Raw genomic sequence first — 14,252 nt, 5'->3', positions numbered from 1 at the left:
CCTCTATCCCTTCTCATTTTCTTCCTGCCAGGCTTTACGTGGCAAATTCAATAAAACTGTGGTGCCCTTGCCCGGTTCACTTTCAAACGTCATGGTCCCATGATTGCGCGAGATCAGGCTGGAACAGATAGATAGTCCCAAGCCCGTGCCCTGCGCTTTGGTCGTAAAGAATGGTTCCACAATGCGGGCTATTTTTTCTGGATCAATCCCTTCACCTTCATCGGCGATGGCAAGCTCACAGCCCTCCTTATGAAGGCGTGCGCGGATAAGAACATGCCCGCCTTTCATCCCTTCCATCGCCTGCAGGCCATTCAAGACCAAATTCAGTAAAACCTGACGCATATGGACCGGGTCGCCATAGATGGTCAACGGTGTGCTGGGATCACTTTTAATCTCGGCCAAAATCGTTATATGCTGCTTCTTCGCCACCACATCGGCCAGTGTCTTGGTGTGATCAATCAGTTCCTGCACTTCAAACAGTTCCGGCTGTGGATCGCGCGGCCGGGCATAATCCAGCAGGTCTTCAATCACCGTGTTGGTGCGCGAAATTTCATCACTCATGATCCCCATCAGTTCCAGTTTTTCCTGATCGGTTTCAGTTTTGCTCAACGCCTGCACAGCAGTATTGATCGTCGCAAGGGGATTTCTGACCTCATGCGCCACACCTGCTGCCATCTGCCCCAGACTTGCCCTGCGTTCCATCTCAAGGCTGGAGCGGATGAATTTGCGAAGCTGATTGCGCATACTTTCAATGGACAGACTAAGGTTATGGATTTCCCAATTGCCTGAAACTTTCAGCGGCGTATTGATATCGCCTTGCGCCACCTTTTCCACCCGGCGCAGCAAATGGCCGATCTGTTTATTAATACGGTTACTGACGCTATAGTTCAGATACAGGATCACCAACGCCGTAATGATGGCAGTCAGGATCAGGAAGTAACGCACCTGCTTACTTTGCGGAATAGTGACCGAGGTATCATGGTCCAGATAAACCTGCCAGCCGGGCAAAATCTCAATCACATTGCGCAATTTCGCCCGATTGGGTAAATCCTGCGCGCGTCCCGCCGCATCATAAAACTTCCCATCCGGTGTTTTAAGATAGGCTTCGCGAATGCCGGGCACACTGAAATCATTCATAAACCCAGTCAGGGTAGCAAAGCGCAAGACCAAGCCGATGCCTTCTTCCCCCGCGTTTACTTGCGATTTAAGGATAAACCAGCTGGGCAAGCCATTTTCCGGTGTGGAGGGTCCCAGGACCTTTAACTGATCAGAATTCACATAAGGAAGCCTGCCCGGTTTCTTAATGAAATTCAGGTCACTGGGAAAGGTGCGCACGATTTTATTTTCTGCGTTATAAAACACCACCCCATAGATGGATTTGTTATCTAGCAACACCCGGACAATAGCTTCCAGTTCGGGGATCAAATCTTCGGTCTGATCGGATTGATAAAACTGCGGGCGGTCAAACTGTGCTTTTAAATCATCCAGTTCCTGTGCACGTTCCTTGATAAAGTGTCGCACGGTATTTTCGTAAGCGACCACTTGCGTGGTGTTTTTCTGATCGGTGACTTCTTCAATCAGTTCCACAACGTAATTATCATACAGCAATGACAGAATAAAAAGCGGCAGCAGCGCAATAACCAGCGAGAACAACAGATAACGCGACGCCAATCGGCTGTATGGCGCAAATTTCCCGACGATTTTTCTGGTCTTGGACATTAAATCACATCTTGAAGCTCTAGGTCGGGAAACAAATACGCAAGTATCCTGCCAACCTAATTACCTTCAAAACCTATCACGTTTGCGCTGATCAGACGAGAAAATGATCGATTATCGCTCATAGCTATTTTTATAAGGAGCGATTATCGCCCGCGATATTGTCGTAGAATCTTGCCATATTCCTCTGATTGATGAAAGGCGTCCATGGCCTGTTGCAGTTTTTCTGCGACCATGGGCTTGCTTTTGGGCACTGCTATATAGCGTTTGACCACATCCAGCGGCTTGCCCACCTGTTTAAACTGCTGCAACAGGCCCAGACCGCTGGCTTCGGCCCGCAAGACATGTTCATCCCCAATGATCATGTCCGTGCGCCCGGACAACAATTGTTTCACCAACACATCATTATCTGCTGTGACTGGCGCTTTGCGCAGGAAATCTGCTTTTTCAAAAGCATCGGGATAGGCATAGCCGGAAATACTTCCAATCAGATAGTTTGAAAATTCCGACAGATCATCCCAGGATTGTTTGGAAAAATCGATCCGTGCCCAGAAGACCGTTCTCGCCCCTTCTTTGGTGATGGGACCAACCATGTGATATTTTTTAAACCGTTCCTCTTTTGCACGCCAGGGGATGGTGGCATCAACGACGGCCATATCGGTCAGATGAACCACCCGCTTCCAAGGACGCCCGACGATTTTATAGTTGATCCCCTGTGCCTTTAAAGCGGCACGCACGATATCCACATACAAACCGCCATAACTGCCATCACTTAAACGGATGGTATAAGGCGCAAAATTTTCATCGATAACGATATCAATGGGGATTTGATTTTCCTGGGCATGTGTATTTGGGTGAACGCCCAGAAGGGCAAACCAGGCAGAAAGCACAAGTGTGATAAATTTCAACATGGCTCAATAACTCCTTATGGTTTTCTCATTCCCTAGGTCCTAACCCAAGAAAACAAAAGTCCCCTTCATTCACGCATGTGGAACCGCACGAAAACGAAGGGGACTTTTCAGCGAAGCCTGACAGTCAGGTGTTTTTTTCTTACCCTTACGCTTTCAAGCTTTCTTCAACCGGGTCGCTTTCTGCGTTGAAGATGTCTTCATCCAACTCCCCTTCGGTTTTGGCAACGATCAGGTTCACCATACTGTCACCGGTTACATTCAGACAGGTGCGTGCCATATCCAGAATACGGTCGATCCCTGCGATCAGCGCCACCCCTTCCAGTGGCAGTCCAACAGAGGTCAGTACCAAGGATAACATAATCAGACCCGCACCAGGTACACCTGCTGTCCCGATGGACGCCAAGGTTGCCGTCACGATGATGGTGGCATATTCAGCCATACCCAGATCAACACCAAAGGCTTGCGCGATAAACAGCACAGCCACACCCTGATAGATCGCTGTCCCATCCATATTGATGGTGGCGCCCAACGGCAGCACAAAACTGGATACATTCTTCGATGCCCCCAGATTTTCCCGTGCGCACTGAATAGTTACTGGCAGTGTGGCAGACGAACTGGTGGAGGTAAAGGCAACGGCTTGCGCATCAAAAATCCCTTTGAAGAATTTGACCGGGCTTAGCCCTGCAATAAAGCGTACAGCCCCACCCATTACCAGAACGGCATGGACAATACAGGCCACATAAACAGCCACGATCACCTGCCCCATCGGCAACAGAACATCCAGACCATATTTGCCCGCAACCCACGCCATCAGGGCAAAGACACCGATCGGTGCAAATTCCATCACGATATGGGTCAGTTTGATCATGATGTCGGACAGAGAATTAAAGATGGCTTCAACAGGCTTGGCTTTATCGCCTGCCATATTGATCGCAATGCCCAGCAGGATGGCAAAGACGATAATTTGCAGAACATTGCCTGTCGCCAAGGCACTGACCGGGTTTTTCGGCACAAGATTGACGATGATATTCATCAGGGATGGGGCTTCTTTGGCGGCAACGGTGCCTGCACCTTCGATGGAGACACCCACGCCCGGTTCAAACAATGTGCCCATACCCAGACCGATCAGAATGGCAAAGGCTGTGGTGCAGAGAAAGATCACAAAGGTCTTGATGCCGATGCGTCCCATACGGGCCGGGTCTTTCATGGATGTAACGCCGCAAACCAATGAAACAAAAATCAACGGCACGATCAGCATCTTGATGGTATTGATGAAGATGGAACCAATGGGTTTCAGTGCGGTGGCCTGTTCCCCAAAAGCAACACCGACTGCGACGCCTAAAATAAGGCCGATAAGAATACGAAGCCAGAGCTTGGTACCTGTCCATTTTTTTAACATATAACCTCTCCTGTTATATTTTGTGAGTCTGAGTATGAATTTCACGGACCCTATCTAAATACGAAGGCTAAACCCAATTCTTATTTCTTTTAGCTCATGCAGGTTTAGCATAGTCATTTCAGCATGTTAGGATGCGAGCCTGAGGGTCTTCCAAACCACTCTCAAGGCGGAAACCAAATCTTGCATCATTTCGTCCGTATGGAGCGGCGACGGCGTAAATCGCAGCCGTTCTGTCCCCATGGCGACAGTGGGATAATTGATGGGTTGAACGTAATGGCCATATTTATCCAACAGGATGTCACTGGCTTCCTTACATAAAACCGGATCACCCACCATGACAGGCACAATATGACTTGGGTTGTCCAGAACCGGAATTCCAGCTTCTTTCAACAATTCCTTTAGTTTTTGCGCCCGTTCCTGATGCTGGACGCGCAATTCATTGTGATTTTTTGAATAATCTATTGAGGCCAGACAGGCCGCCGCAACCGAAGGCGGGATCGAGGTTGAAAAGATAAATCCCTGCCCGAATGATCGGATAAAATCACAAATATAACGCGACCCGGTGATATAGCCACCGACCACACCAAAGCCCTTTGCCATGGTGCCCTGAATGATGGTCAGGCGATCCATCAGCCCTTCGCGTTCGGCAACCCCTGCACCATGTTCCCCATAAAGCCCAACAGCGTGAACTTCATCGATATAAGTCATGGCGTTATATTGATCCGCCAGATCGCAAATTTCTTTAATCGGGGCAATGTCCCCATCCATGGAATAAACAGATTCAAACACGATCAGTTTGGGGCGCGAGGCAGGCTGGGCTTTTAACAACCGTTCCAAGTCCGCCATATTGTTGTGCCGGAAAATCTGTTTTTCACTGCGACCCAAACGAATACCTTCAATCATCGAATTGTGATTTTCTGCATCTGAAAACATGATCAGGTCATCAATCTTGGTTCCCAAGGTACTGAGCGCGGTAAAATTCGCCATATAACCGGAGTTAAACAGCAAGGCGGCTTCTTGTTGATGGAGGTCTGCCAGCGCTTCTTCCAGACGGACATGATAAAAATTGGTCCCGGAAATATTACGTGTTCCGCCTGCACCCACACCGCATTTGCTGGCAACGTCGCACATGGCTTTGATGACATGTTCATTCTGGCTCATACCCAGATAGTCGTTCGAACACCAGATGGTGACCTCATCTTCAGATTTTTCCTTATGGCGAATGGCGCGGGGATAGACACCGGCCTGACGTTCCAGTTCCGCAAACACACGGTAATTGCCGGATTTCTGAAGATTGATGATCTCTGTTTCAAAATAGCTTTGGTAATTCATGTCACGACCCAAACACTTAATTTTCATTGATGTTTGAAAGGAATTTCTCAACCGCTGTGCGCAGATAATCCGATTGCTTGCTCAGCTCAGTTGATGTTTTCAACAGCCCCTGGGATGCAATACCTGTGTCTTTCACAATGGCATCCAGATTATCGACATTTTCAGACACTTCGTTGGTGCCGTGTGATGCCATATCCGCACCCTGGGCGATTTCCTGTGTGGCTGCACTTTGTTCTTCCACGGCTGCGGCCACGGCGGATGCCACCTCATTCATTTCAGAAATGGTTTTGCCGATCCCTGAAATGGCTTCCGCCGCTTCATTGGTGGAAGATTGCACATTGGAAATCTGACGGGTAATTTCATCGGTGGCCGATGCTGTCTGGTTCGCAAGATTCTTGACTTCGGATGCCACAACGGCAAAGCCTTTGCCTGCATCGCCTGCACGCGCAGCTTCGATGGTGGCGTTAAGGGCCAACAGGTTGGTCTGTTCCGCAATCGTACTGATGATCTCTATAACCTCCCCAATCCGTTCAGCTGACAGGACCAGTTCAGAAACTGTTTGAGATGTCATTTCGGCCTGATGAACAGCGGAATTGGCGATCTGGCTGGAATTGGCGACCTGTTCACTGATCTCGTTGATCGAAGATGACAACTCCCCGGCAGCAGAAGCCACGGCGTCCACATTGCTTGCTGCCTGACCAGAAGCGTTGGAAATAGCCGTCGATGCCGCACTGGCGCTATCAACACTGGAAGAAAGCAATTCAGCCGAACTATGGATTTCAGAAGAAGCTTCAGTAACAGAACTGGAAATCCCGGCCACACTGGCTTCAAATTCCTGTGCGACCTGTTTTAAGGTTTCCTTGCGTTGGGCTTCAGCCTTTTTCTCATTCTCGGCCTGTTCCTTTTCCAGTTGCTGAACTTTCAGGATATTGTCCTTAAAAACCTGAACGGTCTGGGCCATCTTGCCGATGCTGTCTTTGCGTGTTTTGGCAGAGATATGAACATCCACATTCCCGTCTGCCAAGGCCCCCATGACCTTGCGAAGACCATCCAGAGGACTGCGAATACCACGGATCGCGACAATGGCCCCGACCAGACAACCAAAGACCGCCATGGAAATAGAAAAGATCAGGTTCTGGGACCGTTTTTTCTCCGCCTCCGCCAGGATACGTTCGGCATTCTGATCCGCATTCTGATTGATCACATCAACCAGGCCTGCGATCTGGGACAAAGCCCCTTCCCTGAACTTTTTGGCGTCGCCTGCCGCCAGTGCAAAAGCAATTTCCGGCGTACCTTCGATGGCTGCATGGGTGATCTCTGCATCCAGTTTAAGCCATTGATCGTAGGTCACCACAAATTCAGCGATACGTTTGGTTACATCGACATTGGCGTTCGCTTTCAGTTTTTCGATTTTATTCGCGATGGAGGCCAGCAGTTTTTTGCGGATATCCAGAAACGGTTTTAAAACTTCTGCGCCGTCATCGCCAAAGATGGTCTGGCTATCGACGATCATATTGATCTGGTTGACACCCAATTCCCCCAGATCAGAGCGCACGTTCATTGCAGATTGGATTTCTTTGGTAACTTCATTGGCGAAATAATTGATCTCGCCTTCAAGGGTCAGGGTCGTTCGATTGGCGCTGAAAACCATAACGCCAATCGCCATGATGAAGATAAAGATCACCAGATAGATCTTCACCATAATAGACAGTTTGCCTAGAAATTTATCTAAATATGTCATGTCACGACCCTTTCCTGAATGCCCCTTTTTCATCTCGACGAGATGGGTCTGGGCACTTGCTTTCTCCTATAGAATTTGTGCGAGGAACTCTTTCGTCCGCGCATCTTTGGGGTTGCTGAAAAATTCTTCCGGCGGGGCATCTTCAACGATGACGCCCTTATCGGTGAAATACATATGGTCCGCCACTTCGCGGGCAAAGCCCATCTCGTGGGTCACCAGAATGCAGGTCATCCCTTCTTCAGCCAGTTGCTTGATGGTGACCAGAACCTCTTTCACCGTTTCCGGGTCAAGAGCGGCTGTGACTTCATCAAACAACATGATGTCCGGTTCCATGGCAAGGGATCGTGCAATAGCCACACGTTGCTGCTGACCACCGGACAGTTCACCCGGATAGTGATTTTCCCGCCCTTCCAGACGGACTTTTTTCAACAGCTCAAAAGCACGTTTTTCGACAACAGCCTTATCCTGTTTCAAAACCTGAATGGGGGCCATCATGATATTTTCCAACGCTGTCTTGTGGGGAAACAGGTTATATTGCTGAAAAACCATGCCGACTTTCTTGCGCAAATCCAGCTTGTCCAGCTTGTCATCATGGACTTCCTGACCTTCCACGGTGATGGAGCCTGCCTGAATGTCATTCAACGCATTGATGCAGCGGATCAGGGTGGATTTGCCGGACCCAGATGGCCCGATGATGCAGATCACATCGCCTTTGTTGATGTCCATAGAGACACCTTTCAGCACCTCCAATTCACCAAAGGATTTACGTACGTTATGGATCGAAATAATTGGTTGATCTGGTGTCCAGTCTTGAGAGCCAATCATTAGAAACCTCCTGTTATAATTTCACTGCGAACTTGCGTTCCAGCATCACTGTCCAGCGGGCCAGTGGGTATGTGTAGATGAAGAACCACACCATGATGTAAAGGTAGAGCGGGGCCAGCAGGTCACTGCGGCTGTTTTCCGCAGCCGATATCTGGCTTGCCAGTGTCATGACCTCGTTCACACCAACGATGGATGCCAGAACGGTTGCCATGGTCAACAGACAGTACATGTTCATCCATGGCGGGATCATGCGTTTGAAACATTGCGGCAAAATGATCTGATACATAATCTGCGTGCGCGTGAACGCCAGCGATTCAGCGGCTTCCCACTGTGTGCTGGGCACAGATTTGATCGCACCTCTGACAATCTCGGAAATATTGGCAAGCACGGGCAGGGAAAGTCCGATCACCGCCTTTAACCAATCAGGGAACGGAATACGCGTTTCGCCGATGACAAATTCAAACGGCAGCATAAACATGGTCCCAAACAACAGTACCAGCCAAGGGGAGTTTCTGAAAAATTGTGTCACAACCCAGGAACTGTGACGCACGGGCAAGATCAATGAAACCTGCATCACGCCCAGCACAACACCCAACGCGGTGCCGATTGCCATAGAGAGAAAACTGATCAGAATGTTGAACAGAAATCCTTTAAACAGCAGCGGTGTCCAGTCGATCAGGATAGAGATTACGCTACTTTGCGCAACCGCGTTGGAAGCTTCGGCCACACCGACGCTGAAGGCGAAGATGAAAAACAGAAGAACGCCATGTTGCTTGTTCAATCTTAAAAGCGGGCTTCCCATCAGGCGTTCATATGCCGCCTTTTTCTGGAGAACCTCAGCAGATGAATGCAAAACCTGCATGTTATGATGTGATAGATTGCTCATGTGCCGTACCCCGGAATGCTCATTTGTTTTTCCCAGCGGTTCATGCCCCAAACGAGGATGCCGACCAGGAAGACGTAGGCGACCAACAAGAAGACCATCATTTCAGGCACGTTCACATTGTCTGACCAGATCTGGTTGGCTTCGTACAACATCTCCGGCACCGCAATGGCATAGGCCAGCGTCGTTGTTTTCAACAGATTGACCAAATTGTTGTTGAGCGAAGGCAGACAGACACGAAAAGCCAGGGGCAGAACAACATGGATGTAAGCCTGCAGGCGGGTGTAACCCAAGGCCTCTGTCGCTTCGATGGTTGAATCCGGCACCGCTTCGATCCCGGCGCGGAAGATTTCCACGTTAAAAGCACCTGCAAAGAATGAAAGGGAGATCACCGCCCAGACAAAGGATCCGATCATGGGTTCCAGCCCATATTCGCCCTGCACCTGCGGTAAAAGGGTGCTCAAACCGAAATAGAAGAAGTACAGCTGCACCAACGGCGGTGTATTTCGAAAAATCTGGATGTAGCCCTGGACAATTCTTTTTGTCCAAACGAGCCTGGAGCCTTGAAGCCAGGCACCGACGACACCGATCAGAACCGAAAAAACCAGGCTGGCAATGGAGAGTTCCACCGTGGTGATAAACCCATTCCACATTCTATCGGCGTCAAACGAATCATAAAAGATTGTATAGTTAATCCCGGTATCTTCGTAGAGCTCCTGAAACCATGTCGCTAAATATTCCATGATTACTTTCCTATACGTGAGAGAAAGGGGCAGCGCCTGGGCCGTTATGGCAAAGTCGGCTGCGCCGCCCCGACGGGTTATTTATATTCGTTGTGCATTTTCACAGCGAAAGGCGTGTTTTTGATGCCAAAGTCTTTTTCAAGGCCAATAATGCGGCCTGATTTGTGCCAGCCTTTAACCATATCAGTCATAAAAGCGTGGAATTTATCTTCACCATGGCGAACAGCCAGCGCCCACGGCGCATCGTCGATGGTTGGCAGTGGCACAGTGTAGTCTTCCCAGCCTTCTGTTTGCAGCTGGCCGTAAAGGGCAGAGTCATCAAACACAACAGCAACGCAGCGGTTTTGTTTCAGGGCCGTGTAAGCTTCGGCTGTGCCTTTAAAGGCAACGATCTTTGCGCCGAATTCTTTTGCCGTACGTTTGTTATAGAATGCACCCTGGACGCCACAAACAGGCTTGCCACGCAGGTCTTCCCATTCTTTCAGACCCGCATCTTTTTTAGCGAGAACGTTCGTGCCCGCAGAATAATAGTTGGGATCAATAGCCCAGACGACTTTGCGACGATCCGGCTTGTCGGTCATGGTGGCGATCATCAGATCAACCTTGCCCTGCTGTAAAAACTGCATGCGGTTGGAGGAAACAACAGGCACCAGTTGAAGGTCAACGCCCAGCTTGTCCGCAACGTCTTTTGCAAGAGTTGGCTCGATACCGATGATGTTGCCGGATTTGTCACGGAAACCATAAGGACGGTAGTCCGCTTTCACTGCAACGATCAGTTTGCCGCGCTCTTTAATGTCAGAAATCGCGTCCGCCGCAGCCTCTTTTGCTGACAAAGAAAGGATGGAACTTACTGCAACACCAGCGATTGCAATTTTGGATAAGATGGATTTTTTCATTACCTGTCTCGCATTTGTAAAAAGAAATTTATTCTTTAAATCAAGTGTCTCAGTTTATTTTTATTTCTTGATAAGAAGACAAAATAGATGAATACCCATTTCATTACTTATATGAAGACTTCTTGATTTAGCCTCACCTTGAACTTCAAGATATTTAAAGTGTGAATATTCATCGTCAAACTGTCCAATTCATGATTTTTATCATCTATACATTTTTTGCATAGAATCTCTCAACCTGCTGAAATTTATGACCTTTCACGAAATGATGCGAAAATAATTATTTATTTCAACAGGATATACGCAACAATATTTCTCACCATAGCGCGTTCTTGATCCTCAAAAGCAACCAAAGAAGTATATTCTCGCATCAAATGAATACTTGATAGATTCAAGTCAAAAAATTATGCAAAAAATGCATAACGTCGGCAAAAACGGCATTAGAAATTCAAACCCAGCAAAGTTATCGTCTTAACAGACGACAAACTTTACGCGATGGAGAACCCCATGCCGGATCAAACACATTTCAGAAATGAGCATGACCTTCTTGGCGACCAGGATGTGCCGAGCAATGCCTATTATGGCATCCAGACACAACGGGCCATGGAGAATTTCTCTATCACCGATATCCCGCTGCATCACTTCCCCAAACTTATTCAGGCTTTGGCCGTTGTGAAAAAGGCCTGCGCCGTTGCCAACCATGAAATGGGGTCACTGGATGCGAGGGTCGCAACCGCCATTTTTCAGGCCTGTGATGAAATCATTGACGGTCAGCTGCACGGTGAGTTCTGCGTCGATATGATCCAGGGAGGCGCCGGGACGTCCAGCAACATGAATGTCAATGAAGTGATCGCCAACCGGGCTCTGGAACTGCTGGGTCAACCCAAGGGCCGCTATGAGATCGTGCATCCCAATAACCATGTGAACCTGGCGCAATCCACCAACGATGCCTATCCCACTGCCCTGCGTGTCGCCATCCTTCTCAGCATTGATGAGCTGACCCAGTCTATGCGCAATCTGATTGATGCCTTTGATGAAAAATCTGTGCAGTTTGAACATATCGTCAAGATGGGCCGCACCCAGTTACAAGATGCGGTGCCCATGACCTTGGGGCAGGAATTCGGGGCTTTCCGCGATAACCTTTCAGAAGATATTGACCGGATCAACGATCTGTCCAAACTGTTTCGCGAAGTCAATCTGGGGGCTACAGCCATCGGCACAGGTATCAACACCCAACCCGGCTATGCCAACTGCGCAGTGACCAAACTGGCCGACATCACGGGCATTCCTTTTGTGCTGGCGGCCAACCTTGTAGAAGCCACCTTTGATACCGGGGCCTTTGTAACCTTTTCAAGCGTCTTAAAACGGGTTGCGGTCAAGACATCGAAAATATGTAACGACCTGCGTCTCCTTTCAAGTGGCCCGCGCACCGGGATTGGGGAGATTAACCTGCCGCCCATGCAGCCCGGTTCTTCCATCATGCCCGGCAAGGTCAACCCCGTGATCCCGGAAGTGGTCAATCAGGTTGCTTATCAGGTGATCGGCAATGATCTGACCGTCACATTGGCTTGTGAATCCGGACAGTTGCAGCTTAATGCTTTCGAGCCCGTCATTATCTTCAACATCCTGCAATCCATGCGCATCCTGACCCGTGCCATGAATGTGCTGTCAGAAAAATGTGTTTCCGGCATTACCGCCAATGAAGAACATTGCAAAAAGCTGATTGAAAACAGCATTGGTATCATCACGGCACTGAACCCGCATATCGGTTATGAAAACTCCACCCGCATTGCGCAACTGGCCCTGACCACAAACCAGAGCATCGCCAGTCTGATCCTGAAGGAAGAGCTTTTATCCAAAGAACAGCTGGACGAAATCCTCAAGCCTGAAAACATGACCAGGCCCAACGTATAATTACAAAAAATTCACCCACTGATTTCATTAACTCCCTAGATTAATGAAACAACTGAGCAGTGTTTTTGTCTCTCGAAGAACACTGCTCTTTTTTAAAAAGGGTGATGCAAAAAACGCATGAACGATGAAATATAGGCATTTGTTATCAATAACTTATGAAAATAAAATAGAACAAATCCTCGTTTTATCCGGAGCAATATGATGCATGATGTTATTGGAATATTGGGCGGCATGGGGCCTCTCGCCACAGTTGATTTCATGAAGAAAATTACAAATGCGACCCCTGCCAAAAAAGATCAGGACCATCTGCCCATCGTTGCCTATTCCGTCCCGCAAATTCCGGATCGCAGCACCAGCATTCTATCGGGCAATGACGCCCCTTTGCAGGAAATGCAGCAAGGCATCAAGGCACTTGAAAGCATGGGCGCGAAATGTATCGTTATTCCCTGTAACACCGCGCACTATTGGTATGATCGCCTATGTCAGAAAGAAGATACCCAGCTGTTGCATATCGCTGATACAGTGGTGCATGCCCTGCAGGATCAAAAGCTCAATCACTGCAACGTCGGTATCCTTGCCACCAACGGCACAATCAAGGCCCATATCTATCAAAATCGCCTGAAAGAGGCTGGTTACCATTGCATTGTGCCGGATGAAACCGTGCAAGAAAAACTGGTCCTTGCCGGCATTCATGCGGTGAAACAGGGTGATTTGATGTTGGGGAAATCCTTGTTAAGCCAAGCGGCAGAAAAACTGAAAGATCAGGGCTGCAAAGCCATTATTCTCGGCTGTACCGAAATCCCCATCGTCCTGCAACAGACAGAGGCCCCATCGGGCACCGTCCTGTTGGATGCCACCAATGAATTGGCAAAAGGGACGGTTAAATGGTACCTTGATCATAAAGAAACGCTCAACCACACGATCAATTAAATTGCGGAGGCGAACGTGGAAATTAAATGGTTAGAAGATTTCCTGAGCTTGGCCAGCACAGGCAATTTTTCACGTTCCGCCGACATGCGAAATGTCACCCAGCCTGCTTTCAGCCGGCGGATCAAATCCCTTGAAATGTGGGCAGGTGTTGACCTGATTGATCGCAGCACCTACCCCACAACGCTGACCAAAGAAGGCATCGCCTTTAAAGAAACCGCCGAAGAGACCCTGCGGCTTTTATATACCGCGCGCGATACTTTCAGCGAAACCCGCAAACATTCCCAGCTGTCGCTCAGCTTCTGCGCGCTTCATACGCTTGCAACCTCCTTCTTTCCCTCCTGGCTTGCCACAACGGAAGAGGAAAACCAGAAGGTCACCACCCGGGTAAAAGGCATGGACCTGCATGACTGTGTGGAAATTCTGCGCAATGGAGATTGTGACTTCATGCTCTGTTACGCCCATGAATCTTCGCCCATGCTGCTGGACCCGACGGAATATCCGTCCATCCGTGTTGGCCACGAAAGGTTCCTGCCCGTCTCAGCCCCGCGCGAAGACGGCACCCCAAAATTCACCCTGCCGATGGGGGAAGAGGAAAAAGTCCCCTTCCTGTCCTACACCGAAAACTGCTTCCTCGGCAAACTCATGCTCAACCTGCTGACCAGAGACGAGAACCTGAAAAAACTGGATACGGTCTACGAAAACTCCATGGCAAGTGCTCTGAAAGGCATGGCGATTAACGGCTTTGGCTTCACCTGGATTCCGGAAAACCTGATCAAACAGGACCTGCAATATGAAAACCTTGTGATTGCCGCCGATGAAGCCTGGACCCCGGAAATAGAAATTCGACTTTACCGATCCCAACAAAGAAAACGCCCCATCGTTGAGGAATTCTGGAAATGGGTAAGTAACTAACAAATGTTACCCAAGTGACATAAGGCCGTGCGCGATGTCACCAGTTCAGATGT

12 protein-coding genes are annotated in these 14,252 nt (G+C 48.9%); 3 read left to right on the top strand and 9 right to left on the bottom strand.

Annotation, left to right across the window (positions count from 1 at the left end; all coding sequences use genetic code 11):
* Positions 1–3: 3 nt before the first annotated feature.
* From RYZ26_RS16565 to RYZ26_RS16525, 9 genes are all read right to left on the bottom strand, one after another.
* Entirely contained in the window at positions 4–1,719 is a 1,716-nt protein-coding gene (locus RYZ26_RS16565; protein ID WP_317684359.1) for an ATP-binding protein, read from the bottom strand.
* Positions 1,720–1,862: 143 nt separating this feature from the next.
* Positions 1,863–2,627, bottom strand: coding sequence for a substrate-binding periplasmic protein (locus tag RYZ26_RS16560; protein ID WP_317684358.1), 765 nt, complete (start codon positions 2,625–2,627; stop codon positions 1,863–1,865).
* Positions 2,628–2,772: 145 nt separating this feature from the next.
* Positions 2,773–4,026, bottom strand: a complete 1,254-nt coding sequence (locus RYZ26_RS16555; RefSeq protein WP_317684357.1) for a dicarboxylate/amino acid:cation symporter — start codon at positions 4,024–4,026, stop codon at positions 2,773–2,775.
* Positions 4,027–4,152: 126 nt separating this feature from the next.
* Positions 4,153–5,358, bottom strand: coding sequence for a 5-aminolevulinate synthase (gene hemA, locus RYZ26_RS16550; protein ID WP_317684356.1), 1,206 nt, complete (start codon positions 5,356–5,358; stop codon positions 4,153–4,155).
* A 16-nt stretch (positions 5,359–5,374) separates the two neighbouring features.
* The gene (locus RYZ26_RS16545) at positions 5,375–7,099 is read right to left on the bottom strand and encodes a methyl-accepting chemotaxis protein (protein WP_317684355.1); all 1,725 of its coding nucleotides are present in this window, start codon (positions 7,097–7,099) and stop codon (positions 5,375–5,377) included.
* Between the two features lie 66 nt (positions 7,100–7,165).
* On the bottom strand, positions 7,166–7,924 hold the full coding sequence (locus tag RYZ26_RS16540) for an amino acid ABC transporter ATP-binding protein (protein ID WP_317684354.1): 759 nt from the start codon (positions 7,922–7,924) through the stop codon (positions 7,166–7,168).
* Positions 7,925–7,937: 13 nt separating this feature from the next.
* Positions 7,938–8,810, bottom strand: a complete 873-nt coding sequence (locus tag RYZ26_RS16535) for an amino acid ABC transporter permease (RefSeq protein ID WP_317684353.1) — start codon at positions 8,808–8,810, stop codon at positions 7,938–7,940.
* The gene (locus RYZ26_RS16530) at positions 8,807–9,550 is read right to left on the bottom strand and encodes an amino acid ABC transporter permease (protein ID WP_317684352.1); all 744 of its coding nucleotides are present in this window, start codon (positions 9,548–9,550) and stop codon (positions 8,807–8,809) included. Before RYZ26_RS16530 ends, RYZ26_RS16535 begins: the two co-directional genes overlap by 4 nt.
* 77 nt (positions 9,551–9,627) lie before the next feature.
* Positions 9,628–10,446 carry a transporter substrate-binding domain-containing protein gene (locus tag RYZ26_RS16525; RefSeq protein ID WP_317684351.1) on the bottom strand — a complete coding sequence of 273 codons (819 nt, stop codon included), beginning with the start codon at positions 10,444–10,446 and terminating at the stop codon, positions 9,628–9,630.
* Between the two features lie 504 nt (positions 10,447–10,950).
* Here RYZ26_RS16525 and aspA point away from each other — a divergent pair.
* From aspA to RYZ26_RS16510, 3 genes are all read left to right on the top strand, one after another.
* Entirely contained in the window at positions 10,951–12,357 is a 1,407-nt protein-coding gene (aspA, locus tag RYZ26_RS16520) for an aspartate ammonia-lyase (RefSeq protein WP_317684350.1), read from the top strand.
* A gap of 198 nt (positions 12,358–12,555) precedes the next feature.
* A complete protein-coding gene (gene cuyB / locus RYZ26_RS16515) occupies positions 12,556–13,287 on the top strand; it encodes a cysteate racemase (protein ID WP_317684349.1) in 732 nt (243 codons plus the stop codon).
* A 15-nt stretch (positions 13,288–13,302) separates the two neighbouring features.
* Positions 13,303–14,199 (top strand): LysR substrate-binding domain-containing protein, encoded by an 897-nt coding sequence (locus RYZ26_RS16510; RefSeq protein WP_317684348.1) that lies wholly within the window; start codon positions 13,303–13,305, stop codon positions 14,197–14,199.
* Positions 14,200–14,252: the final 53 nt, after the last annotated feature.

The organism is Terasakiella sediminum (assembly GCF_033100395.1).
GTDB lineage: Bacteria > Pseudomonadota > Alphaproteobacteria > Rhodospirillales > Terasakiellaceae > Terasakiella.
The sequence above is the reverse complement of the archived record's forward strand: the minus strand, read 5'-3'. Positions and strand labels throughout refer to the sequence as shown.

What these genes read in the sequence shown, in the direction of transcription:
- RYZ26_RS16565 (WP_317684359.1), bottom strand. Translation starts at nt 1,719, where the DNA reads ATGTCCAAGACCAGAAAAATCGTCGGGAAATTTGCGCCATACAGCCGA.
- RYZ26_RS16560 (WP_317684358.1), bottom strand. Translation starts at nt 2,627, where the DNA reads ATGTTGAAATTTATCACACTTGTGCTTTCTGCCTGGTTTGCCCTTCTG.
- RYZ26_RS16555 (WP_317684357.1), bottom strand. Translation starts at nt 4,026, where the DNA reads ATGTTAAAAAAATGGACAGGTACCAAGCTCTGGCTTCGTATTCTTATC.
- hemA (WP_317684356.1), bottom strand. Translation starts at nt 5,358, where the DNA reads ATGAATTACCAAAGCTATTTTGAAACAGAGATCATCAATCTTCAGAAA.
- RYZ26_RS16545 (WP_317684355.1), bottom strand. Translation starts at nt 7,099, where the DNA reads ATGACATATTTAGATAAATTTCTAGGCAAACTGTCTATTATGGTGAAG.
- RYZ26_RS16540 (WP_317684354.1), bottom strand. Translation starts at nt 7,924, where the DNA reads ATGATTGGCTCTCAAGACTGGACACCAGATCAACCAATTATTTCGATC.
- RYZ26_RS16535 (WP_317684353.1), bottom strand. Translation starts at nt 8,810, where the DNA reads ATGAGCAATCTATCACATCATAACATGCAGGTTTTGCATTCATCTGCT.
- RYZ26_RS16530 (WP_317684352.1), bottom strand. Translation starts at nt 9,550, where the DNA reads ATGGAATATTTAGCGACATGGTTTCAGGAGCTCTACGAAGATACCGGG.
- RYZ26_RS16525 (WP_317684351.1), bottom strand. Translation starts at nt 10,446, where the DNA reads ATGAAAAAATCCATCTTATCCAAAATTGCAATCGCTGGTGTTGCAGTA.
- aspA (WP_317684350.1), top strand. Translation starts at nt 10,951, where the DNA reads ATGCCGGATCAAACACATTTCAGAAATGAGCATGACCTTCTTGGCGAC.
- cuyB (WP_317684349.1), top strand. Translation starts at nt 12,556, where the DNA reads ATGATGCATGATGTTATTGGAATATTGGGCGGCATGGGGCCTCTCGCC.